The organism is Saccharopolyspora tripterygii, assembly GCF_054778355.1.
Genome location: NZ_BAAGZP010000042.1, coordinates 1 through 22,365 on the forward strand (window position 1 = coordinate 1; position 22,365 = coordinate 22,365).

Consider the following 22,365-nt stretch of genomic DNA (forward strand, 5'->3'; position numbering starts at 1 on the left):
TCCCTTCTCATGCCCGCACCCACCCACCACCCAAGATCAAGTTCAGGAACAGGCTCTGACGCTGGCGCCTGGTTGAAGTGTTCTGCCCGTGTCAGTTATTGAGAACTGCGGGCGGGGTGTGCGCTGGCAACCGCATGCCCCGCCCGCGTTCTCCCCGGTCGTAGTGGGTTGCAGGTGTCGATGTCATGAGCCCGTCCATCGGGGCGGGCGCTTTTCGGCGAAGGCGCGGGGGCCCTCTTCGGCGTCCGCCGAGGTGAGCACGGCTCGGTAGTTCGGCAGGTCGCCGCTGCGCAGCAGGCGGTAGCCGGATTCGACGTCCAGCGTCCCGGTGCTGCGCGTGATCTCCTTGACGGCGGCGGTCGCCAGTGGTGCGGCCGCGCAGATCTGCTGGGCCAGTTCGGTCGCCTCGGTCACGAGCTCCGCGGGCGGGACCACCCGGTTGACCAGGCCCCATCGTTGCGCTTCGCAGGCCGTCATGCGGCGGCCGGTGAGCAGCAGCTCAGACGCGATCGCCGGTGGCAGACGCTTCGGCAACCGGAGCACGCCACCGGAGTCGGCGACCATGCCCAGGTTGACCTCGGGGAGAGCGAACTCCGCGTTCTCGGCCGCGACGATGAGATCGGCCGCGAGGACGAGCTCGAACCCGCCGCCGAGTGCCAGCCCGTTGACCGCCGCGATCACCGGCTTGTCGAGGGTGAAGAACTCGGTGAGCCCGGCGAATCCGGTGGGACCGTGGTCGGCGTCGATACCCTCGCCTTCGGCTGCGGCCTTGAGGTCCCAGCCGGCGGAGAAGAACCTGTCTCCCGCCCCGGTCAGCACTGCGACCCGCAGTGAGTCCTCGCGCCGCAGGCGGTCGAACGCCGCGTGCAGCGCCTGGCTGGTGGCCACGTCGATCGCGTTGGCCTTGGGACGGTCCAACGTCACGGTCAGGACGCCGCCGTCGATGTCGGTCCGCACTTGTTCAGTCATCGGGTTCTCGTCTCCGTCGTCGTTACGTGGACGATGCGCACCTCGCCGCGGCAGTAGCGCCCGAACTGATCGGTGCGCTGCTGCCGCGGCGAGATCACGTCGGTGCACAACGCGCGCTTTCAGCAGCGCACGCCTTCCGGACCAGGACGTCCACCGCCACGGCCGCGTTCGGAAGCGCCAGCAGCGGGTTCACCTCCAGTTCCACGAGGCGGTCGTCGCTGCACGCGTATTCGACGACGGCGCCGACCGCATCCAGCACGGCGGACACGTCGGCGCCAGGCCCCCGGAAACCTGCCAGCAGCGGCCAGATCCGCAGTTCGCGCAGAGCCTCCTCGATGTGGTCACGCGTCGCGGGCAGCAGCAGGGTCGCCGAGTCCCGCACCAGTTCCACGAGGACGCCGCCCGCACCGATGGTCAGAGCGAGGCCGAATTGCGGGTCGCGGTGCACGCCCACCAGCAGTTCGGCGACCGCGTCCTGGACCATGTGCTCGACCAGGAATGCATCGGTCAGCGCGGCCATCTCGGCCACGGCCTCTCGCACTTGTTCGCGGCTGGTCAGGCCCACGCGCACGCCGCCGGCTTCGCTCTTGTGCGCCAAGTCGGCTGAAACTGCCTTGACCACCACGGGAAACCCGAGACCGGTGGCCGCGTCCGGTGCCTCGTGGGCTGCGGTCAGCACGCCCTCGGGGACGGTGAGTCCGGCGGCTCGCAGCTCGCGCTTGCCTGCTTGCTCGTCAAGCTGGTGGTGCTCACCGGTACCTGCTGCGGGGGTCGCCAACGGGGGCGGTGACTCCGCTTTCCGCTGCGCCGCACCGATCTGCGCGGCGGCAGCGATCGCTGCGAGGCCGTCGCTGATGCCCTGCATAGGCGCGATGCCCGAGTTGAGGAGTCGTTCTCGGGTCAACTCCGGGATTCCCTCGGGCAAGGAGCTGACCACGCAGGCCGTACCGCCCACCGCGCGGTGCGCTGCTAGCAATGCGTCCGTGGTGGTCGTCCAGGGCCCGTCGACGCAGCGGTCGTCGCGGGGAAAATCGACCAACAGCAGGTGGCAGTCGAGGCCGGTGGCGAGCAGTTCGGTGAAGCACGCGGTCTGCGCAGGGCGATCGCCCCAGATGTAGGTGTGATAATCGAGAGGGTTGGCCACGGCGACCCGATCGCCGAGCAGTGCCCGCAGGTTCGTCCCGGTGGTGGCCGGGAGCGGTGGCAGTTCCAGCCCGCACCGCTCCGCCAGGTCGGCCACCAGCGCTGCTTCGCCCCCGGAACAGCTGGCGGACGTGATGCGGTTGCCGGGCAGCGCACCGTGCGTGTGCAGGAACTTCAGCGTCTCCACGAATGTTTCGACCTGGTGCACGCGAGCCATGCCCAGGCGCCGAAACAACGCGTCGCAGAGGACGTCGGATCCTGCGAGCGAACTGGTGTGGCTGAGGTTGGCGCGTGCTCCGAGTTCGGAGGTGCCCGATTTCAGCACCACCACCGGGACTCCCGCGCGCAGCGCCTGGAGTCCGGCCCGGGACAGACCTGCGACGTCGTCGATGCCTTCGAGGTGCAGACCGATGGCGGTGATGCGGGGATCGGCGAGCATGGCCTCGATGAGGTCGGCGACGCCGGTCACCGCACCGTTGCCGAGGGTGATCAATTGCGCGAGGGGTAGCGAGCGGCGTTGCATGGTGAGGTTCTGGCCGATGTTTCCGCTCTGGGTGATGACGGCGACTCCGCGCCCAACTTGGTGGCCGCCGTGCTGGTCCGGCCACAGCGCGGCTCCGTCGAGGTAGTTGAGGGTGCCGATGCAGTTGGGGCCGACCAGCGCCATGTCGGCCGCAGCGTCCACCAGGGACCGCTGGAGGGCCGCGCCGTCGGTGCCGTGCTCGGCGAAACCGGCGGCGTGGCACACCACTCCGCCGGTGCCGCGTGCCGCGAGGTCGGCGACGACCTCGACCGTCGCCTCTCTCGGTACCGCGACGAAGGCTGCATCGGGCGCGTCGGGGAGTTCAGCTGCACTGCGGTAGCACGGCAAGCCCTCGACGGTGCTCCGGGTCGGATGCACCGGCCAGATGGGTCCGTCGAAACCGATTCGCCGACATTGCCTGATCGCTTCGGACGCGGCCTCGCCCCCGAACACGGCGATGTGCCGGGGTGCCAGCATCCGGCGCAGGTTCTCTCGTCGCGATGTGGGAACGGGCATGGGATCAACGCTCATGACACACCCTCGGGGGTCTCCGGTGCTCGCGAATGGTGGTCGAACTGGAACTGCGGTTCATGAACTCGGGGGCTCATGCGCCCAGCGGGCGGAGCAGGGAGCGGGAGATGATGTGGCGCTGAATTTCGCTCGTGCCGTCCCAGATTCGCTCCACACGCGCATCGCGCCAGAACCGTTCGACGGGCAGCTCCGCCATCAGTCCCATGCCGCCGAAGACCTGCAACGCTCGGTCGGTGATCCGCCCCAGCGTCTCGGAGGCGAACAGCTTGGCCATCGCCGCTTCCTGGTCAGTCATGTCACCGGTGTCCAGCTTGGCGGCGGCACGCAGGGTGAGCAGTTCCGCCGCGTCCAGCTCGGTGGCCATGTCGGCCAGCTGGAACCCGACGCCTTGGAACTTGCCGATGGGTTGGCCGAACTGCTGCCGTTCCGCCGCCCACCGGGTGGCCATTTCCAGCACGCGCTGCCCGCGGCCGACGCTGGTGGCCGCAACGCTCAGCCGGCTTGCCCCAAGCCACTGACCCATCAGATCGAATCCCTCGCCGTCTTCGCCGAGCCGCTGCCCGGCTGGGATCCGGCATTCGTCGAAGACGAGTTCGCACTGGTGGTAGCCGCGGTGAGAGACGCACGCCGACCCGCGGCGAACGGTCAACCCGGGGGTTTCGAGGTCCACCAGGAACGCTGTGATGAGGTTCTTCGGACCGCGCGAGGTCTGCTCGATGCCGGTGGCGGCGAACAGCACGACGAAGTCGGCGGCGTCAGCGTGGCTGATGAAGTGCTTGGTCCCGTTGAGCACGTAGTCGCCGCCGTCACGCACGGCGCGGGTGGTCATGGACCGCACGTCCGAGCCCGCGCCGGGTTCGGTCATGGCCAGGCAGTCGTGGCGCTCGCCGCGGATCGCGGGCATCAGGTAGCGCTCACGCTGTTCGCCTTCGCAGGCTTGGAGGATGTTGCTCGGCCGGGCGACGAGCATCTGCAGCGCGTAGCCGGTGCGGCCGAGTTCCCTTTCCACCAGCGTGATTCCGGTGGCGTCCAAGCCGCCGCCACCCAGTTCGGCGGGCATGTTGGCGGCGTAGAGACCTGCTTCGAGGGCCCTTCGCCGGATGCGGTCGGCGATATCAGGTGGGACTTCGTCCAGGTGCTCGACCGTGTCTTCGTGCGGTTCCAACTCGGTGGCGACGAACTTGCGTACTGTCTCGACGATCATCCGCTGCTCGTCTGTCAGGGCGAAATCCACGGTGTTCTCCTTGAAAGTCCGTTCTCAGATCCGCGCAGTGGCGCTTGCGCTCCGATGCTCGGGCAGCGCGCGCGGCTGTGAAGAGCACGTCGGTCAGTGCCGGATGCCCATGGGCCGGCCGACGACCTCCGGGATTGGAAGAGCGGTGTGCGACCGGTGGATCGCGGCCAGTCGTTGTTGCAGGTGGTGCGGCAGTTCGCTGGACTTGCCGCGGTCGATGTCGACGTGCACCAGCAGCTGCTCGGCCGTGGCCAGCAGCGCGTCGGTCTGTCCGTGGCGCATCTCGTGGAAGAGGTGCACGCGCTTGGCGTCGTGGTCGAGCACCTGCAGGTTGAGCACCAGCAGTTCGCCTTCGGCTGCTTCGCGTCTGTTGTGGATGTGGGTCTCGACTGTGTACAGGGAGTGCCTTCCTCCCTCCCGGTACTGCTCGTCGATGCCGAGGTAGCGGAAGAACGCGTCCGAGTTGTCGCCGAACACCAGCAGGTAGCAGGACTCGCTCATGTGGCCGTTGTAGTCGACCCAACGCGAGTTGACCGGCGTGCGGTGCAGCTGCAGTGGTGCCGGGATCTCCGCTGCGTCGTCCCAGGGGCGGTGCCCGCTGCCTTCGTAAGGGGTGACCACTCGCTCCATATCGTCTCACAATGTGCGTTGAGGGTTCGGAATATGCGACGATAGGAGGCGAGATGCTGAGGCGTCAAGACACGGGGGCCGATCTGGCCGAGCGGACGGCGCCACGCGCAGCGCCGCGAAATCAATCCCCTAGGGTGGGGGCATGAGTGTGGAAGCGGCCCACAACCAGGACGAACACAAGTCCTCGGCTGGCCGCGTGCAGTCGGTCGACCGCGCGGTGGCGCTGCTCAACGCGGTGTCGGCGAGTTCTCCCGGGGGGAGGCCGGCCGCCGAGCTCGCTGCGGACTGCGGTCTTAACCGGGCGACCGCGTGGCGACTGCTCGCCACCCTGGAGCACCACGGGCTGATCGAGCGCGACCCGGTGACCAACCGGTACGCGGTGGGCTTCGCGATCAGCCGGATGGCAGCCACCGCGGGGGTGGACGTCCTGGTGCGCCGCGCTCACGATGTGCTGGAGCGGCTCAGCAGGCAGACCAGCGAGACGGCGAATCTCGCAGTCGTGCAGCGACTCGGTCTGACCTACGTCGACGAAGTGGTGCCGCCCGTGGTGCTCAGCGCTCGTTGGCTCGGACGGCAGGTCCCGATCCACGCGACGTCGGCCGGCAAGGCCTTCCTCGCCTGGCTGCCGGAGGACGATGTCGAAGCGATGCTGGCCTCCCCGCTTCCGGAGTACACCGCGACCACCCGCACCGATCAGGACGCGCTGCGCGCCGAACTCGACGAAATCCGGGAGCAGGGCTACAGCGTCAGCGTCGGCGAGCTGGAATCGCAGGTGTACGGCGTCGCAGCACCGGTGCTGGGCGCCGACCGCCGCCCCTTCGCCATCGTCAGCATCTGGGGCCCCCGGGATCGCGTGCCGGAGACCCGCTTCGCTGAACTGGGCGCTCTAGCACGCGAAGCAGCTGCAGAGGTCGCCGCCGCGATGGCGTGAGCATCGGGTTTCACCTGAACCGCTTTGGACATCAACACCCGGGTTACGGCAACACCGACATCCTCAAGGCCGTCAGTGCCCGCAAAGGGCCCGGAAGATCAGCCGGATGCACCGCACAACGCCGAACTGACCCGGATCATCCACGAGATCGAGTCAGGCGCGTTTCGAGCGGGCCGCGAGGCCTTCCACCGCCTGGGCCGGACCAGCGGCGACGTCGGACCCGGTGAAGAACCGACACCGCCGCAGATCCAGATCGCGATTCCCCGTCACCCAGCGGTGGGTTCATCCGACCGCCCGAAGCTGGTTCGTCGGACAGCCGCGCTGTGCGGACGACAGTCCGCGTGGACTGTCGTCCGCCGACCGTCGGGATCAACCGAGGGCGATGATCGCGGGGACGGTCAGGACGGCTGCGTAGTAGCCCATGAACTGGACGCCCGAGTGCACGCCGAACATGCGGTTCATGAGGCCTCCGAGCAGGCCGACCGTCAGCGTCACCAGCACGGCGAGCAGGCCGCCCTCGTACAGGCAGATCACCAGGATCAGGCCTGCGAAGGCGCCGATGATCGCCTCGTGCGAGACGTTCTTGAGCACCCACGAGGCCGCGCGGTGGGCGTTGGTCATCGCGAACGGGTAGGCGATGAGGCAGGCGATCGTCACCGCCAGCAGGCCGAAGACCAGGAACTCCCAGGTCTCGAGCAGGTTGTGCAGGTTGTGGGTCTGCCCGGTCCCGGTGTCGACGGTGTAGACCGGCGGTGCGTTGAACAACGGGGCCGCCGGGCCCGCCGCCATGGGGGACAGCGGCAGGCCGAGCGCGATGAGCGGGATCAACGTCTCGGCGATGTAGGTCGACTCCGTGGTTCCGTTCCGCACCGCCATCTTCGAGGTGAGCATGTGGTAGCCGTTCTTGATCCGGGCACCGACCACCTCGCCCATGAGCACCGTCATCGCCACCGGCGAGAAGACGAAGGTCGCGCTGGAGACGACCGCGGCCCCGGAGGTGTAGGCCGTTTGCTTGCGGTCGAGGACCTTCAACGGGTTCGGCATCCGGCCGCTCCACGTCCGCACGTCCGGTGCCAGGGCGAACTCGGTCGGCCCGTCCCGGTGCAGCGTTTTGCGGCCGGCGGGGGAGAGCGCCAGGAACAGGTCCGCCACCAGTGGACCGGTCGCGATGCCGAGGAAGAAGCTGATGCTCAGCGAGTGGCCGAGCTGGGTGGTCGCGAACTGGTTGATCCCGACGATCAGCAGCACGAACGGGAACAGCGCCCCCACTGCCGCCCAGCGCCCCTTCGAGGTGAGCGCGATGAGGATCGCGGCACCGGCGAAGATCCAGGGCGCGAGATCGCCGATCTCGTCGGCGATCGGGGAGAGGATCCAGGCGAACAGCACCGCCATCGGCACCGCGATGAACGCGGCGATCACACCGCCCGAGATGGCCTTGCGCAGCGCGACGTGCGGCACCCCCAGCTCGCGGAGTTGCTGCGCATCGCCCAGCAGCGGCACGGTCATCGTGTCGCCGGGAATGCCGAGCAGCGTCGTGGGGATGGCGTGGGTGATGTGCTTGGCGACCACTGCCGCCAGGAAGAAGCTGAACACGCCGGCCGGCGGGACCCCGAGCAGCACCACCAACAGCGTCAGCGGTGCCACCACGGCGGTTTCGTCCGTGCCCGACACCAGGCCGATCGCCGCGAAGACGATCGCACCGACCAAACCCATGCTCAGGGCCCACAGGAACGCTTCCATCATGGGTGGACCTCCTGTCTCCGCTTCGCGTCCTCGTGGGCTTCGGCGAGCACGTCGTAGAGCCCGAGCAGGCGCAGCTCCTCCTGCACCTCGGCGGAGAGCTCGGCGGGGTCGGTCCACTCGCCTCCGTCGGCGGCGATGACCTCCAGCGCTTCGCGCCTGCTCTCGGTGATCGTCGAGTTCTCCCGGACGATCCGCTTCGGTTTGAACAACCGGGCTGCGATCACGGCAGCGACGAGGCAGGCCACGAGGCCGAGCAGCAGTGCGTAGGACTCGGCGAGAGTCGTGTCGGCCACGGTCGCCGTGAAGTAGGCCCTGGCGAGCAGGAAGGTCGGGGCGGCGATCCCCGCACCCAGCGCGATGGACATGCCCATGTGCCTGGTGTCGACGGTGTCACCCCAGACCTCGATGAGTCGGGACATCAGTGTTTCTCCGTTCGATCAGTAGTGGCTGAGCGCGGTGGCGACTCGCGAGGCGGCGGGCTTGCCGAGGTGCCCGGCCAGCCACGTGCTGGTCGCGATCAGCGATTCCAGGTCGACACCGGTCTCCACGCCCAGCCCGGTGAGCATCCAGACGAGATCTTCGGTGGCCAGGTTTCCCGTGGCGCTGAGCGCGAACGGGCAGCCCCCGACCCCACCGACCGACGCGTCGAACTCGGTGACGCCTTCCAGCAACGCCGCGTACACGTTGGCCAGCGCCTGCCCGTAGGTGTCGTGAGCGTGCAGCGCAATTCGCTCCACCTCGACGCCGGCGGCGACGAGCGCCCGGATGACCGACCGCACGTGGCCGGGTGTGGCCACCCCGATGGTGTCGCCGAGCGAGATCGACGACACGCCGGTCTCCATCAGCGCGACCGCGGCCGACACCACCGCGGTGACCGGGACCGGCCCTTCCCACGGATCGCCGAAGACCATCGAGAGGTAGCCGCGCACACCGACTCCGGCCGCGAGGGCTTCACGGGTCACCGCCGCTTGCGCGGTGGCGACCTCGGCCCGCGAACCGCCCATGTTGGCCCGGGAGAACGACTCGGTGACGCTCGCGAAGACCGCGATTTCCCGGACTCCGGCGGCCAGCGCGTCGTGGAGGCCGCGGGCGTTGGGCACCAGAACCGGGTGCCGAACACTGGAGTCGAAGTGCATGCGTTCCACCAGTTCTCGGGCGTCGGCGAGCTGGGGGATCCTCTTCGGCGAGACGAAGCTGGTGAGCTCGACGCTCGTCAGCCCGGCACCCACGAGCATCCGCACCAGCTCGGCCTTCACCTCCACGGGTACGATCGCCTTCTCGGCCTGCAACCCATCTCTCGGACCGACCTCGTAGATCCGCACCCGGGAGGGGAGAGCGGGATCGGCGACAGTGGTCGGCAGTCCCAGCGCGAGCGGCGAGGTCATCGTCCGCTCCGCAGTTCGGCGAGCGCGGCCTCGGCCTGATCGTGGCCGAAGTTCTTCTTCGCGATCAACTGGGCCGCCACGGAAGCGATCTCATCGGGTCCCGCACCGGCCGCGATGGCGATGTTCTTGGCGTGCAGCGACATGTGGCCGCGCTGGACGCCCTCGCTGGCGAGCACCCGCAGCGCGGCGATGTTCTGGGCGAGCCCGACGGCGGTGATCAGCTCAGCGAGTTCGGTCGCCGAGGACACCCCGGTGAGAGCGACGGCGGCGCGGGCGCCGGGGTGGGTCTTGGTGGCACCGCCGACGAGTCCGACGGGCATCGGCAGTTCCAGCGTGGCGACGAGGTCGCCGGCGGCGTTCTTCTCGAAGGTCGACAGCGAGGTGTAGCGGCCCTCGGCTCCGACCGCGTGGGAGTGGGCGCCGGCCTCGACGGCGCGGGTGTCGTTGCCGGTGGCCAGCACGACCGCGGAGATGCCGTTCATGATGCCCTTGTTGTGGGTCGCGGCGCGGTAGGGATCACCGGCGGCGAGCTTGTAGGCGTGCACCATGTCGTCGACGACCAGCGGGCCACCGAGCGCCTCGGCGTCGAGGACGGCCCGCGCCCGGGCGAGCCGCATGTCGGCCTTGTTGGTGAGGATGCGGAGGACGACCCGCCCGCCGGTGACCTCGGCGACCCGGTCGGCGACCGCCTCGGCCATGGTGTTGACCGCGTTGGCGCCCATCGCGTCGCGGACGTCGACGACGAGGTGGGCGACGACGTAGGTCTCGTCGTCGAAGGTGACCGTGCGCACCACGAGGTCGCGCACTCCGCCGCCCACCTCGGCGAGCTTGGGGTCCTGGGCGGCGGCGAGCTCCATCAGCTCAGTGCGGGCTTCGAGCATGCGCAGCCGAGCGGCGTTCGGATCGACGAGGTCGACGAGCTGGATCTGGGCCTGCATGAGCGAACCGGTGCTGGAGGTGTGGAAACCCCCGAGCGCGCGGGCGAACCGGGCGCCGTTGCTGGCGGCCGCGATGACGGAGGCCTCCTCGGTGACCATGGGCACGAGCACGTCCTCGCCGTTCACGGTGAAGTTGGTGGCCACGCCGATGGGCAGCGAGAACGTGCCGAGCACGTTCTCGCTCAGGTGACTCGCGGCCTCGGCGTCGAAGCCGTCCGCGTCGAAGGCCGCGAGTTCGGCGATGTCGATCCCCGCCGTTTCGACGACGATCTTGCGCCGCTCGCTGATGCTCAGGTTGCGGAAATCCGGAATTCTGCTGACCACGAGTAGTTCCTCCTTGAACGTGTGACGAACCAAGGGAACACCAGTGGTGACCGGACGCACATGTCCGAACCGGCCAGGATCGCGCCGGTCACATGTCGGTTTCGGACATCCGATGCAGCTGCACTGCGATGCCGAGCCGGAACTGCTGCTCGGGTCGTCGCCACTCCGGACCGAGCAGCTCGGTGATCCGCTCCAGCCGCTGCTTGACCGTGTTGGCGTGGACGCAGAGCACTTCCGCGGAACGGGTGATGCTCGTGTTCTGCGCCAAGTAGGCGTCCAGGGTCGCGATCAGGTCGCTCCGATGATCGGCCTCCCACTCGAGCAGCGGCGCGAGCAGCCCTCGGGCGAAGGCGCTCGCGCGGTGCCCGTTGGCGCCGAAAAGAGCGAGGTACGGGGCGTAATCGCGCGCCGCGACACCCGCATCGGTCACCCCGACACCGGGCAGCATCCTGGACAGCGCGGTGACGTCGATGACCTCGCCGGGGACCTGCTCCACGGGATGGGTTCCACCGACGACCACGAGGCCCCGGTCCCCGGCGTCGGCGAGCCTGCCGTGCACGCGTCCCGCCAGGTCGTGCGGATCCAGCTCCCCGGGCACCAGGGCGATGACACCGGCGTCGTGCTGGGCGACCAACCAGCGCTGGTCCAGCCCGGCCAGAGCCCGGGAAAGGCTCCACCGCTGCTGTTCCCAACCGACCGCGAGCACGGGTGTCCAGCGCCCGGCCAGATCGACTCCGCGCTGCTGGGCACGTCGCCGCAGCGAGGCCCGGTCGTCTCGGCCCGAGACCAGGTCGGCGACGAGTTCGCCGCGGACCCGTTCCTCGGCATCGGCGACGGCGTCGCGCTGCATGGTGACCAGAGCGTGGCTCTGGGTGCCGCGTTCGATGGTCCGCCGCTGCACCTCGTCGAGCGGCGGACCCCCGACGAGCAGCACGCCGAGCAGGGTGCGACCGGCCATGGCCGCGACCAATCCCAGAACGCCGCCGTCACCGACGTCGACCCAACGGGCGGTGCCCCGGCTGGTCTCCACGGCCTCCAACACCCCGGGCGAGAGCCGACCAGCGGTCCACCACGCGGCGGCCTCGTCGTCGCTGGTGGCCAGAGGTGCCAGGTCCCTGTCGGCGATCGCCACCGGTCGCTCCAACGCGTTGGCCAGCACGCGCGCGATCGCCTCCGACCCCTCGCCGGCGAGCACCAGGCGCGTCAACTGTTCGTGCAGGCTGGCCGAGGCCTCCATCGCCGCGGCCCGGCGCTCGGCCTCGGCGCTGGCCGCTTCCGCCCGGGCAGCGGCTTCGCGCTCGGCCGCCAGCAGCCGTGCGGTTTGCAGGATCACCGCGCCCTGGTTGGCGAACGCTGTGAGCAGCGCGATCTGCTCGGTGCTGAACCCGTGCGTGGAGCGATCCGCAGCGAACAGCACCCCCAGCACCCGCTCGGAGGCGATCAGCGGCACCCCGAGGATCGATCGCATCTGCTCGGCTCGGACCGCGGCCGTCACCTCGCTGTCGTGCGGGAAGGAGCCGACGTCGTACGACGCGGTCCACTGCGGCGCCCGCGTCCGCACCACCTGGCTGGCCAGGCCGACCCCGGCCGGTACCCGCAGCTCCCGCATGTTGGCCGACAACGCGCCCCTGTTCGCCCGGACGAACAGCTCGTCGGTCGCCTCGTCGTACTCCGAGAGGTAGGTGAGATCGGTGCCCATCAACTCGTGAGCGCGGTCCACGAGCTTCTGCAGCAGCGGCTGCAGGTCGCGCACCTCGGCGAGCTCCCGCAAGCTCGACATCAACACCGACAGCTCCCGGTCCCTCGCCCGGAGGCGATCCAGCCGAGCCCGGGCGTCCACCAGCACGCTGGTGGTCTCCGCATCCAGGCCCCGTGCCGCATGCCGGAGCTCGCCCTCGCTGACGGGGTGGTCGGCGATGATCATCTCGGTCAACGCCCGCAGGTCGGTGCTCACACCATCACCCGGGGCCAGCCGAGACCGAAGCCGAATCGCATGCCGAGAGGTTAGCCCGGCCAGCCGCCGAGGGGTGAGCACTGAACCGAGCTGACGGGTGTTGTGTTCGCGGCGACATCCGGGAACGGGATGAACCCCTCAAGGCCTGGATTGCCCGGCACCGTGTGAGTTTCTGCGATCTCGGCGACTGAGGACCAAGAAGGGACCGCACGGTGTGCGCGTGTCCGCGTGAGGCTTGCGGGACCACAGCCCTCGTGCCGTCAGGCTCGCCTGACCAGGTAAAACAGCGGCGCGGGATCTGGGGACAAGGGGTCGTGGGTTCGAATCCCGAAGTCTCGACCGGTGAGAGGGTTTCCGCAGTTCAGAGCCAGCGGAAGCCCTCCTTTTCTGTTCTTGTTCTGCTTCCGGTGGTCAAGCCCGCCGCTCATGGACACCTTGAATCGCCCCGGCATGTCGGGAGGCTTCGTCTGTTGGGAAGGGTGGAGCCTTGCCAGGTTCGAGGAAGTACCCGCCGGAGCTGCGTGAGCGGGCCGTGCGGATGGTCGGCGAAATCCGCGACGAGCATGAGTCGCATTGGGCGGCGATGAAGCCGGTCGCCGACCTGCTCGGAGTCGCATCGGCGGAGATGGTGCGGCAGTCGTCCCTCAGGCCGGGTTTCATTTCGGTCGAGCTGGATGATGATGTCGGCCCTGTCGGGTTACGTTGCTTGGTATGGCATCTGATGCAGTTTCCCCGGACGTCGGTGAGCCCGGGCCCACGTGGGGCGCCAGGTTCAAGCAAGTGGGGCCGGGGATCATGGCCGCCGCGACCGGGGTGGGTGCCGGTGACCTGGTGGCGACTCTGGTGGCGGGTTCTCGCTACGGGTATGCGCTGTTCTGGGCGGTGATCCTGGGGACGGTGTTCAAGCTGGCGCTCGGGGAGGCTGTCGGCCGCTGGCACCTGGCGTCCAACCGGACGATGCTCGCCGGTTGGCGGACGCTGGGGCGCTGGGCGGTCACCTACTTCGGCATCTATGCCGTGGTGTGGGGTTTCGTGTACGGGGCGACTGCGATGTCGGCTTCAGCGCTGCCGCTCAACGCGCTGTTCCCGGTGCTGCCGGTGGGCGGCTGGGCGGTCATCTGTGGCCTGGCGGGGCTGGTGCTGGTCTGGTTCGGCCGCTACTCGGTGTTGGAAAAGCTCATGACGGTGCTGGTCGGCGTCATGTTCGTGACCGTGGTGGGCACGGCGATCCTGGTCGGCCCGAACCTGGTTGAACTCGGCGCGGGCTTGGTGCCGAGGTTGCCGGAAGGCTCCGTGGCCTACGCGTTGGGTCTGATGGGTGGCGTTGGCGGCACGATCACGATGGCCGCCTACGGGTACTGGACGTTCGCCAAGGGTTGGCGCGCGCCGCGCTGGATCCCGTTCATGCGCACCGACAACGCGGTCGGATACGTCACCACGGGCGTCTTCGTGGTGGCGATGCTGGTCGTCGGTGCGGAAGTCCTGCTCGGTCACGATCTGACCGACAGCGACAAGGGCTTGCTGACGCTCGGCGACACGTTGGCCTCGGATTACGGTCAGTGGGCGCGAATCCCGTTCCTGGTCGGGTTCTTCGCGGTCGCCTTCAGCTCGATCATCGGGGTGTGGAACGGTGTGAGTCTGCTGTTCGCCGACTGGTGGCGTACTTGGCGGTTGCCGAAGGACGCCCCGCCGGAGACCTCTGCGGATTACGACCACAAGGCCGGCATGCACAGCGCGCCCTATCGGGTTTACCTGCTGTGGGTGACGTTCCCGCCGATGTTGTTGCTGCTGCTGGGCAAGCCGTTCCAGCTGACCATCGTCTACGGCGTGTTGGGCGCCTTCTTCATGCCGTTTCTCGCGGGCACCCTGTTGGTGCTGCTGAACTCCAAGACGATGATGCCGGCAGCCCACCGGTCCCGGTGGTTGTCGAACGCCCTGCTGGGGATGTGCCTGCTGCTGTTCGTCGGTGTCGCGGTCAACGAAATCATCGAACTGTTCCAGTAGTTCCTGCCGCGCTCACCGCTGGCGCCACACCTACGCCCACGAGTGGAAGGCTCCGCAACGATCGGCGGCCGCTCCGGCTGCGCCCGACACGCAGGCCGAGCCTGAAGCCCCGCCGGGTCCGCCGGTCGAGGGGATCGACGTGTCCAACCACAACGGCGACATCGACTGGAGCCAGGTCGCCGCCGACGGCAAGAAGTTCACCTTCGTGCTGGCGACCGACGGCACCAGCTTCACGAACCCGCGCTACGGCGAGCAGTACCACGGCGCCAAGGAGGCAGGCTTGATCGCCGGTGCCTACCACTTCGCCAGGCCCGGTTCCTCCTCGGTCGAGGAGCAGGCGGATCGCTTCTTGAGCACTGCTGACTACCGGACTGATGGCAAGACGCTCCCGCCCGTGCTGGACCTGGAAGTCGATCCGAAGGCCGGTGGTTGTTACGGGCTGAGCGTCGACGAGATGCAGCAGTGGACGACGACGTTCAACGCGAAGGTGAAGGAGCGCACCGGCAAGGACGCGATCATCTACGCCAACCCGTCGTTCTGGCGGGAGTGCATGGGCGGTACGGACGCCTTCGGAGACCACGCGCTGTGGCTGGCTTCCTACGACGTCGACGATCCCTCCGTGCCAGCCGGTTTCGGCGACTGGGACTTCTGGCAGTACACCAGCAAGGGGCGCGTCGCCGGCATCGGCACCAACACGGACCTCAACAAGTACAAGGAAGGTCTCGCTCGCCTGGAGCGCTTGGCGAGCTGACGGTCTTCAGCGACTGCACCGCGCAACGACAAGCCCCGACGGGAGCGAGCCCCTGGGAAACGAGGTGGCTCGCTCCCGCGGGATCGAGTCGGAGAAGCGCGGTGTCGCAGGCTGGGGTCGCGGCTCGTGCATTCCTCGTGCCCGGTTGAGCGAGCGGCCTGGAGTGGGGGAAGTTTCATGAAAACTTCCCCCGTCCGAAAAAGTGATATCAGAATGCTAGACTCCTGATAGTAGGAACGCTCTCCGACGTCAGGGGGACCCCATGGCCGTTCAACCCGAGGACCAGGCAGTGGATCCGGTGCGGATGCCCGAATCCCCGGTGGCCGAACAGCAGGCGTTCCGGATCTCCGGCGTGCTGATGGCCGTCGCCGCGCTCGTGCTCGTGCTCCTCGGCGGCGGGGTGCTGCTCGCCGGGCTCGCTGACGAGGCCCTCCTGCTGATCGTCGTGGGTCTCGTGCTCGGCGTTGCCGGACTCGTGCTGTTGGCCGGACTCGTCGCGGTCGCTCCTGGTGAGGCGCGCGTGCTGCAGTTCCTCGGCCGCTACACCGGCACCGTCCGCCCTCCCGGTCTGCACTGGGTGAATCCGTTCAGCAGCAAGACGAAGGTGTCCACCCGGATCCGCAACCACGAGACCGCTGTCATGAAGGTCAACGATTCGGACGGCAATCCGATCGAGATCGCCTCCGTCGTGGTGTGGCAGGTCGCCGACACGGCGCAGGCCACCTTCGCGGTCGACAGCTTCGTCGAGTTCGTCGAGACCCAGACCGAGACCGCGGTGCGCCACATCGCCACCAGCTACCCCTACGACGGCGATGAGCAACAGCCGTTCTCGCTGCGGGACAACGCGGAGGAGATCACCGGCAAGCTCTCCGCCGAGATCGCCGCCAGGGTCCGTGCGGCCGGGGTCGAGGTGGTCGAGTCCAGGCTCACCCACCTCGCGTACGCCCCTGAGATCGCGCAGGCGATGCTGCAGCGTCAGCAGGCCGGTGCCGTGGTCGCCGCTCGGCAGCGCATCGTCGAAGGCGCCGTCGGCATGGTCGACCTCGCCCTGCAGAAGCTGTCCGAACGCGAAGTCGTCGACCTCGACGAGGAGCGCAAGGCGGCCATGGTGAGCAACCTGCTGGTCGTGCTCTGCGGAGACACCCAGCCCGTCGTCAACACGGGCTCGCTCTACCACTGATCGGTGAAGTCTCGCGGGAGTCGGCCCTGGCGGGCCGGGCGTGCTGGGAAAGTCGGGGGAGAAGCGCCCCGGACGGTCGAGGGAGGCGGTGAGGCGAGGACATGGCGGCGCGGAAGGAGTTCCTGCTCCGGTTGGACCCGGCGATCCACGACGCGCTCGCCGGTTGGGCGCGGGACGAATTGCGCAGCACCAACGCGCAGATCGAGTTCCTGCTGCGGCGGGCCCTCGCCGACGCCGGACGCCTTCCCTCCGACGCAAGCGGCCCGCGCAAGCGCGGAAGGCCACCGAAGCTCACCTCGGACTGACGATTCGCCGCTGGGGCGGTCCGTCTTCCCCGCGGCCGACCGACCTGATCCGGCGACCGCGCGTGCGGGAACCGAAAACGCTTCGGTGCCACCGATGTCTTAACGCACGCTTCCCCCGTCGCATTACGACGAGCTGGCGAGGGCTCGTTCGAGACCGGGTGTGGAGGTCGCCCGAGTTCGTGAGATGAGCCACCGACGGTGCGACAACGGCCCGGCCGTTCTCGGCTGTGCTGCTAACATGTCGTGCATGCATTCAGGTTTGTGGTCCCAGAAGGTCCGTTCCGCCCGCTGACGGCGGCGCCTTCCTGACTTCTCCCGCGCTCGCCGTCCTGGTTGTTCATCCGGGCGGCTGGTCGTGCTGCCCGCTCGTCACGACGTGCGGAGCGCTCTGTGCATCACAACCCTGAACTTTCCTCGTCCTCTTCCGCGTTCCCGTCCGCGGGACCGGTTGATCGTCTTCCCGCGGGAACGAGTGCGCATGTCCGCGCCGGCGACGTATCGGTGTCCCGGGGCGGTCGCGAGGTCCTCAACCACGTGTCGATCACCGTGTCGCACCGGTCCCGCCTGGCTGTCGTGGGCGAGAACGGGCGCGGTAAGACCACGCTGCTCCAGGTGCTCGCCGGTCTGCTCGTGCCCGATCACGGCTCAGTCCTGCGCACCGGCACGCTGGGCGTGGCCCAGCAAGAGCTGACCGCGTCATCCGGCGAAACCGTCGGCACCCTGACCTCGGCTGCCCTGCGTGCCTCGCTGACCGCGCTGGAGGACCTGGACGCAGCGACCGAGGACCTCATGGAGGGATCCTGCGGTGCCGACGATCGGTATGCCACGGCGCTCGAAACCGCCACACGTCTTGGCGCTTGGGACGCCGAGCGGCGGGTCGACATCGCCCTCGAGGCGTTGGGCGCCTGCACCGACCGCGCACGCGACCTGTCCAGCTTGTCGGTGGGCCAGCGGTACCGGGTGCGACTGGCTTGCCTGCTCGGGGCCCAGCACGACATCCTGCTGCTCGACGAGCCCACCAACCACCTCGACGCCGGCGGACTGGAGTTCCTGACCCGCCGGTTGCGGGAGCACGACGGCGGTGTCGCGGTCGTCAGCCACGACCGTGCCCTGCTGCGCGACGTGGCGGAGCAGTTCCTCGACCTCGACCCCAGCCAGGACGATCGTCCCCGGTTGCACGCCGGGGGTTACGACGCCTGGCAGGACGCGCGTCGCCGGGAGCGGGAACGCTGGACCCAGGACTACGAGGATCAGCAGGACGAGCGACGCCAGCTCGCTGATGCCGTGTCCCGGGCGCGGGATCGTCTGAGCACGGGGTGGCGCCCGGTCAAGGGGACCGGAAAGCACCAGCGCCAGTCCCGGTCCCCGGGTGTGGTGCAGGCGCTCAACCGGCAGCGCGATGCGCTTGAGGCGCACGAGATCACCGTTCCTCCTCCGCCTCTGACGTTGCGCTGGCCGGAGCTGGGTGCCAGACCCGGCGCGTCGCTGCTGCGCGCCGCTGACGTCGAAGTGGGAGGTCGTCTGCCCGGTCCGGTCTCGTTGGCGATCGATGCCGGTGATCGGCTGCTCGTGACCGGGGAGAACGGCGCCGGCAAGTCGACCCTGCTCGCGGTTCTCGGCGGCGAGCTGGCGCCCGATGCGGGTTCGCTCACCCGATCCGCCTCGGAGCGCGTCGCGCTCGTGACCCAGGAGGTGCCCCGGTGGGACCCCGACCGGACCGCTCATGAGGTCTACGACGAGCACGTAGGGCGGCTCGTCACCAGAGGAGTGCTCGGCGACGCGGCCGCGCTCGCATCGCTCGGCCTGCTCGACCGCGACGCGAGCCGGATCCCGGTTTCTCGCATGTCGCAAGGTCAGCAACGCCGACTCCAGCTGGCCCTCGCCCTGGCCTGCCGGCCGCACCTGGTCCTGTTCGACGAGCCCACCAACCACCTCTCGGCCACCTTGGTCGATGAGCTCACCGACGCCATCCGCCGCACCCGAGCCGCGGTCGTCGTCGCCACCCACGACCGGCAACTCCTGCGAGATGTGGCGGACTGGCCGCGGCTGCACCTCAAGCGGGTGGGAGCGAAGCCGTGGTGACCTCCGCGCTCGACGGCGCGATGAATCCTGTTCAGTCCGCGAGGGTTTCGGTGATGAGGTCGCCGGCTCGCCATGCCGCGGCCATGACGGGTCCGTTGAGGTTGCCGGAGACCATCGTGGGCAGGACCGACGCGTCGACGACGCGGAGGTTGCGCACCCCGCGAACTCGCAGCTCGGGGTCGACGACGTCCTCGGAGTTCGGCCCCATGGCGCAGGTGCCGACGGCGTGAAAACCGCAGTGCCCCTCGGTCAGCGCCACGTCGTTGATGTCGTTGTCGGTGGTGACTCCGGGTCCGGGAACCGTTTCCTCGATGATGTGCTGCGCGACCGGTTGCTGAGCGAAGAGGTCGCGCATCCGGCGCAAGACGGCGGCGGTGATCTCGCGGTCGTGGTGGGTGGTGAGGAACCCCGGTTCGATGGTGAGTTCGGCGCTGGGGTCGGCGGAGGTGATGATCAGGCGGCCTTCGCTGTCGGGTCGCAGCGCGTACCCGATTCCCTGCACGCCCGGAGCGTGTTCGACCTCGGCTTCACCGCCGGCTTGGTACGGCTTCAACGAATACGGCGCGAGCAGGATCTGAGCGTCGGGCCGCGGTTGCCCCGGGTCGCTCCGGGCGAAACCGATGATGTCGAAGGAAGGTCCGGCCAGCGGCCCCTTGCCGGTGCGCAGGTAGTGCAGCGCGGAACGCGCCTGTGCCACCGGCGCGCGCAGATGCCGGTTGTGGCCGAGATCGGCGTTCAACCTGAACTGCAGCGGCACGCAGCGGTGCTCGCGCAGTCGTCCGCCGACGTTGGGCGCGTCGACCCTGGTCGCGATCCCCAGGGGGCGCAGCACCTCGCCCGGCCCGATCCCGGACAGTTGCAGCAGTTTGGGGCTGCCGATGCTCCCCGAGCAGACCACCACCTCACGCCCGCACCGGAAGTCGACGGTGCTGCCGCCCTTGCGTGCTCGGACGCCGGTGACCGCGTCGCCATCGAACAGCAGCGATTCCACGATCACCCCGGTGACGATCTGGAGGTTGGACCGACGGGCTGCCGGGCTGAGGAACGCTCGCGACGCGCTGACCCTCCTGCCCCCTCGGATGGTGACGGGGGAGTAGCCGATGCGCTCGTCATCGGAATCATTGACATCGGTTCGCTCGTCGAACCCCGTGCGGGCGCCCGCCGCGATCATGTCCGCGCACAACCGATCCTCGGGATCGGCGATGCTCACCCCGAGCGGCCCACCCACGCCCCGGGTCGGCCCGTCGCCCAGCGCGTGGTCCTCGATCGCCTGGAAGGCGGGCAGCATCTCGTCCCAGCCCCAGCCGGGGTTGCCGCGGTGCGCGAGCGCGTCGTAATCCGCCTGGTGACCTCGGTTGTAGATCAAGCCGTTGATCGAGCTGGACCCGCCGAGCACCTTCCCGCGAACCCACTGCTCGCGACGTCGGGTCGAGCCGACCGGTTCAGTGGGGAAGTGCCAGGCGAACCGGTTGCTTCCCAGCAGCTTGCCGAAGCCCTTGGGGACGTGCAGCAGCGGGTTGCGGTCCCGGGGACCGGCTTCCAGCAGCAGGACCGACAGCCTCGGGTCCGCGGTCAGCCGGTTCGCGAGCACGCACCCCGCGGATCCCGCCCCGACGATGATGACATCGACCGCGCTCTGCATGAGCCACCTCCGATTCCTCCTGGTCGGTTCGTACTCACGGGTGCTGCCACGAGGCAAGCCGTTCGGCCTGTGCGGGGCGTGCAACACGCCCGATCGTGGCAGAGCGACACCGCTCGGTGCCATCGCGCTGTTCGCAACCAGAACGGCCGGGCACCGAAGGCCACGGCACGTCCGCCGGTGGTGCGCGATCCGAACTGCGGGCGTGAGGGCTCGGCAGCGGGAGCCCGTCGCGGGTTCGGCGATCTCGGGAAAACGGTTCGAGCGAGCAGCGACTGCGTTGCTACGGTCGGACGCCCGCCACCACGAAGGAACCCGGTAACGCGATGACGGTAGAACCGCACCAGCCCACCATCCGTCCCGCCGTGAGGAGAGATCTCGGTGGTCTCCAAGCTCTCGCGCGCCGCACGATCGATGCGTGCTACCGAGGTTTCCTCGGCGACGACGCGGTGAACGGGTTCATCGGAAGCGGCGCTTCCGACGCCCACGTGACGAGTCACCTGGAGCGGGGCGGCGTTCACTGCCTGAGTCAGGATGACCGGGTGCTCGGCTTCTCCATCCTCGACGGCCCGACGGTCGACCTGATGATGGTGGACCCGGACCATCACCGTCGGGGTCTGGGACGCGTTCTGCTCCAGCACGCCGAAGAGGTTCTCGTCGCCGAGCACTCAACGATCCGGCTGGAGACGTTCGCGGGAAATACGAGTGCCAGATCGTTCTACGAGGCGTGCGGCTGGGGCCTCGGGCAGCGGTGGGAGGAGGCAGGGCTGACCAAGCTCGAATACGTCAAGAGCCGGGCGAGCACGTGAAGCTCAACGGCTCACCGGCCGATGGCCGTGCGCCGAACTGGTCCGGGGCGTGCTGGAGCTCAACGATGTGCTCTCGTGGGGGTGGGGGAAGTTTTCATGAAAACTTCCCCCACCCCCACGAGACTGCCCGGTGTTCGGTGTCGGCGGTCGGCCCACCCGAGAGTTGGAGAACCTGGTTCAGCCGCTGCTGGCGCCGGATGCCAGCAGCGGGATCACGCCGCCTGCGATCACCGCCTCGACCTGTCGAGGGGACAGTCGGTGGCGCACTCGGAAGCTCCGGTCGCGGGTGGTCTGGTGCACGTCGAGTTCGTCGCCCGTCGACAGGTGGTTGCGCAGGTCGTCGATGAGGAGTGTGTCGTCGACCGCGATGTCGTCGTAGTCGTCGGGCTCGGTGAACTCCAGCGGCACGATGCCGAAGTTGGCGAGGTTCTGCCAGTGGATTCGCGCGAAGGACTTCGCGATCACGACCTGCAGTCCGAGGTAGCGAGGTGCGATCGCGGCGTGTTCCCGGGAGGAGCCTTGCCCGTAGTTGTGCCCGCCGACCACGATGTGGCCTTCGGGGTGGGAGCGGGTGCGGTTCGGGTAGTCGGTGTCGATCCGCGTGAAGGTGTGCTCGGCCAGCGCGGGGATGTTGGAGCGCAGCGGCAGCGCGCGGGCGCCCGCCGGGGAGATCTCGTCGGTCGAGACGTGGTCACCGGCCTTGAGCAGGACCGGTGCCTCGAACCTGTCGGACAGCGGTGGGAAGTCCGGAAGAGCGGATATGTTGGGTCCTTTGACGAGTTCCACCGCGCGTGCCTGCTCCTCCGGGAGGGGGCGCACGAGCATGGCGGTGTTGACCGATGCGTTGTCCGGGAGCGCGAGTTCGGGGTAGTCCTGGTCCGCATCGCGCGGGTCGGTGATCACTCCGGTGAGCGCCGAGGCCGCGACAGCCTGCGCCGTTGCGTCAGGTGCTCGGGGTCGTCGGTGCGGATCAGGCTTTCGCTCTTGTCGTCGCGTTGCTGCACGTCACTCGGGCTGAACAACGGGAAGCCCGGGCTGTCCAGCCGCGCTGACAGACCCGAGCTCGACAGGATGGTTCTGGCGTCGTCGTATCGGGTGATCAGCCGCGGTTCGGCACCTTCCAAGGCCTGGACCTGCGGTAGGCCCGGGGTGGAGCGGAGGTGGGCGAACTCGGTGGGCGGGCTGAAGGGGCACTCCCGCTCGTGCGGGTAAGTGATGGCGGGTTGCTTCTCGGAGGCTTCGGGGCTCACGCGTCACGTCATTTCTCGTGCTCGTGGAGAGCTGGATCAA

18 protein-coding genes and 1 pseudogene are annotated in these 22,365 nt (G+C 68.8%); 7 read left to right on the forward strand and 12 right to left on the reverse strand.

Annotated features, from left to right (window positions below):
• Positions 1-183: 183 nt before the first annotated feature.
• From ACYVF3_RS29650 to ACYVF3_RS29665, 4 genes are all read right to left on the reverse strand, one after another.
• A complete protein-coding gene (locus ACYVF3_RS29650) occupies positions 184-969 on the reverse strand; it encodes a carnitinyl-CoA dehydratase (protein ID WP_461157578.1) in 786 nt (261 codons plus the stop codon).
• A gap of 94 nt (positions 970-1,063) precedes the next feature.
• Complete coding sequence (locus tag ACYVF3_RS29655; RefSeq protein ID WP_461157579.1) at positions 1,064-3,166, reverse strand: acetate--CoA ligase family protein; 2,103 nt, start codon at positions 3,164-3,166, stop codon at positions 1,064-1,066.
• A 73-nt stretch (positions 3,167-3,239) separates the two neighbouring features.
• Positions 3,240-4,400, reverse strand: a complete 1,161-nt coding sequence (locus ACYVF3_RS29660; protein WP_461157580.1) for an acyl-CoA dehydrogenase family protein — start codon at positions 4,398-4,400, stop codon at positions 3,240-3,242.
• Positions 4,401-4,493: 93 nt separating this feature from the next.
• Positions 4,494-5,030 (reverse strand): thioesterase family protein, encoded by a 537-nt coding sequence (locus ACYVF3_RS29665; protein ID WP_461157581.1) that lies wholly within the window; start codon positions 5,028-5,030, stop codon positions 4,494-4,496.
• Positions 5,031-5,172: 142 nt separating this feature from the next.
• On the opposite strand from ACYVF3_RS29665, the gene ACYVF3_RS29670 reads away from it, so the two are divergent.
• Positions 5,173-5,961 carry an IclR family transcriptional regulator gene (locus ACYVF3_RS29670; RefSeq protein WP_461157582.1) on the forward strand — a complete coding sequence of 263 codons (789 nt, stop codon included), beginning with the start codon at positions 5,173-5,175 and terminating at the stop codon, positions 5,959-5,961.
• Positions 5,962-6,330: 369 nt separating this feature from the next.
• Here ACYVF3_RS29670 and ACYVF3_RS29675 read toward each other — a convergent pair whose 3' ends face one another.
• The 5 genes from ACYVF3_RS29675 to ACYVF3_RS29695 form a co-directional block, all read right to left on the reverse strand.
• Positions 6,331-7,704, reverse strand: a complete 1,374-nt coding sequence (locus ACYVF3_RS29675; RefSeq protein WP_461157583.1) for a tripartite tricarboxylate transporter permease — start codon at positions 7,702-7,704, stop codon at positions 6,331-6,333.
• Entirely contained in the window at positions 7,701-8,123 is a 423-nt protein-coding gene (locus ACYVF3_RS29680; protein ID WP_461157584.1) for a hypothetical protein, read from the reverse strand. Before ACYVF3_RS29680 ends, ACYVF3_RS29675 begins: the two co-directional genes overlap by 4 nt.
• Positions 8,124-8,141: 18 nt before the next feature.
• Entirely contained in the window at positions 8,142-9,089 is a 948-nt protein-coding gene (locus ACYVF3_RS29685; RefSeq protein ID WP_461157585.1) for a hydroxymethylglutaryl-CoA lyase, read from the reverse strand.
• Positions 9,086-10,351 (reverse strand): hydroxymethylglutaryl-CoA reductase, degradative, encoded by a 1,266-nt coding sequence (locus ACYVF3_RS29690; protein WP_461157586.1) that lies wholly within the window; start codon positions 10,349-10,351, stop codon positions 9,086-9,088. The genes ACYVF3_RS29685 and ACYVF3_RS29690 overlap by 4 nt, the downstream gene beginning before the upstream one ends.
• A gap of 88 nt (positions 10,352-10,439) precedes the next feature.
• Entirely contained in the window at positions 10,440-12,305 is a 1,866-nt protein-coding gene (locus ACYVF3_RS29695) for a helix-turn-helix domain-containing protein (RefSeq protein ID WP_461157587.1), read from the reverse strand.
• Between the two features lie 711 nt (positions 12,306-13,016).
• Here ACYVF3_RS29695 and ACYVF3_RS29700 point away from each other — a divergent pair.
• The 5 genes from ACYVF3_RS29700 to ACYVF3_RS29720 all read left to right on the forward strand — a co-directional run bounded on the left by ACYVF3_RS29700 (position 13,017) and on the right by ACYVF3_RS29720 (position 18,627).
• Positions 13,017-14,309 (forward strand): Nramp family divalent metal transporter, encoded by a 1,293-nt coding sequence (locus ACYVF3_RS29700; RefSeq protein WP_461157588.1) that lies wholly within the window; start codon positions 13,017-13,019, stop codon positions 14,307-14,309.
• Between the two features lie 139 nt (positions 14,310-14,448).
• Complete coding sequence (locus tag ACYVF3_RS29705; protein ID WP_461157589.1) at positions 14,449-15,060, forward strand: GH25 family lysozyme; 612 nt, start codon at positions 14,449-14,451, stop codon at positions 15,058-15,060.
• A gap of 262 nt (positions 15,061-15,322) precedes the next feature.
• Positions 15,323-16,240: an SPFH domain-containing protein gene (locus ACYVF3_RS29710; RefSeq protein ID WP_461157590.1), complete on the forward strand. Its 918-nt coding sequence runs from the start codon at positions 15,323-15,325 to the stop codon at positions 16,238-16,240.
• A 101-nt stretch (positions 16,241-16,341) separates the two neighbouring features.
• Positions 16,342-16,545: a type II toxin-antitoxin system antitoxin gene (locus ACYVF3_RS29715; protein ID WP_461157591.1), complete on the forward strand. Its 204-nt coding sequence runs from the start codon at positions 16,342-16,344 to the stop codon at positions 16,543-16,545.
• A gap of 501 nt (positions 16,546-17,046) precedes the next feature.
• Positions 17,047-18,627: an ABC-F family ATP-binding cassette domain-containing protein gene (locus tag ACYVF3_RS29720; protein WP_461157592.1), complete on the forward strand. Its 1,581-nt coding sequence runs from the start codon at positions 17,047-17,049 to the stop codon at positions 18,625-18,627.
• 31 nt (positions 18,628-18,658) lie between these two features.
• Here ACYVF3_RS29720 and ACYVF3_RS29725 read toward each other — a convergent pair whose 3' ends face one another.
• Positions 18,659-20,269, reverse strand: a complete 1,611-nt coding sequence (locus ACYVF3_RS29725; RefSeq protein ID WP_461157593.1) for a GMC family oxidoreductase — start codon at positions 20,267-20,269, stop codon at positions 18,659-18,661.
• Between the two features lie 323 nt (positions 20,270-20,592).
• Here ACYVF3_RS29725 and ACYVF3_RS29730 point away from each other — a divergent pair, with 323 nt between their 5' ends.
• A complete protein-coding gene (locus tag ACYVF3_RS29730; RefSeq protein WP_461157594.1) occupies positions 20,593-21,075 on the forward strand; it encodes a GNAT family N-acetyltransferase in 483 nt (160 codons plus the stop codon).
• Between the two features lie 177 nt (positions 21,076-21,252).
• Here ACYVF3_RS29730 and ACYVF3_RS29735 read toward each other — a convergent pair.
• A pseudogene (locus ACYVF3_RS29735) lies at positions 21,253-22,008 on the reverse strand (aconitate hydratase); the annotation flags it as partial.
• Positions 21,975-22,325 carry a hypothetical protein gene (locus ACYVF3_RS29740; protein ID WP_461157595.1) on the reverse strand — a complete coding sequence of 117 codons (351 nt, stop codon included), beginning with the start codon at positions 22,323-22,325 and terminating at the stop codon, positions 21,975-21,977. The pseudogene ACYVF3_RS29735 and the gene ACYVF3_RS29740, both read right to left, overlap by 34 nt.
• Between the last annotated feature and the right edge of the window lie 40 nt (positions 22,326-22,365).

Bases quoted from the DNA above. Each gene is read 5' to 3' on its own strand.
- ACYVF3_RS29650 (WP_461157578.1), bottom strand. From the start codon at position 969: ATGACTGAACAAGTGCGGACCGACATCGACGGCGGCGTCCTGACCGTG.
- ACYVF3_RS29655 (WP_461157579.1), bottom strand. From the start codon at position 3,166: ATGAGCGTTGATCCCATGCCCGTTCCCACATCGCGACGAGAGAACCTG.
- ACYVF3_RS29665 (WP_461157581.1), bottom strand. From the start codon at position 5,030: ATGGAGCGAGTGGTCACCCCTTACGAAGGCAGCGGGCACCGCCCCTGG.
- ACYVF3_RS29670 (WP_461157582.1), top strand. From the start codon at position 5,173: ATGAGTGTGGAAGCGGCCCACAACCAGGACGAACACAAGTCCTCGGCT.
- ACYVF3_RS29675 (WP_461157583.1), bottom strand. From the start codon at position 7,704: ATGATGGAAGCGTTCCTGTGGGCCCTGAGCATGGGTTTGGTCGGTGCG.
- ACYVF3_RS29680 (WP_461157584.1), bottom strand. From the start codon at position 8,123: ATGTCCCGACTCATCGAGGTCTGGGGTGACACCGTCGACACCAGGCAC.
- ACYVF3_RS29685 (WP_461157585.1), bottom strand. From the start codon at position 9,089: ATGACCTCGCCGCTCGCGCTGGGACTGCCGACCACTGTCGCCGATCCC.
- ACYVF3_RS29700 (WP_461157588.1), top strand. From the start codon at position 13,017: ATGGCATCTGATGCAGTTTCCCCGGACGTCGGTGAGCCCGGGCCCACG.
- ACYVF3_RS29710 (WP_461157590.1), top strand. From the start codon at position 15,323: ATGGCCGTTCAACCCGAGGACCAGGCAGTGGATCCGGTGCGGATGCCC.
- ACYVF3_RS29715 (WP_461157591.1), top strand. From the start codon at position 16,342: ATGGCGGCGCGGAAGGAGTTCCTGCTCCGGTTGGACCCGGCGATCCAC.
- ACYVF3_RS29725 (WP_461157593.1), bottom strand. From the start codon at position 20,269: ATGCAGAGCGCGGTCGATGTCATCATCGTCGGGGCGGGATCCGCGGGG.
- ACYVF3_RS29730 (WP_461157594.1), top strand. From the start codon at position 20,593: ATGACGGTAGAACCGCACCAGCCCACCATCCGTCCCGCCGTGAGGAGA.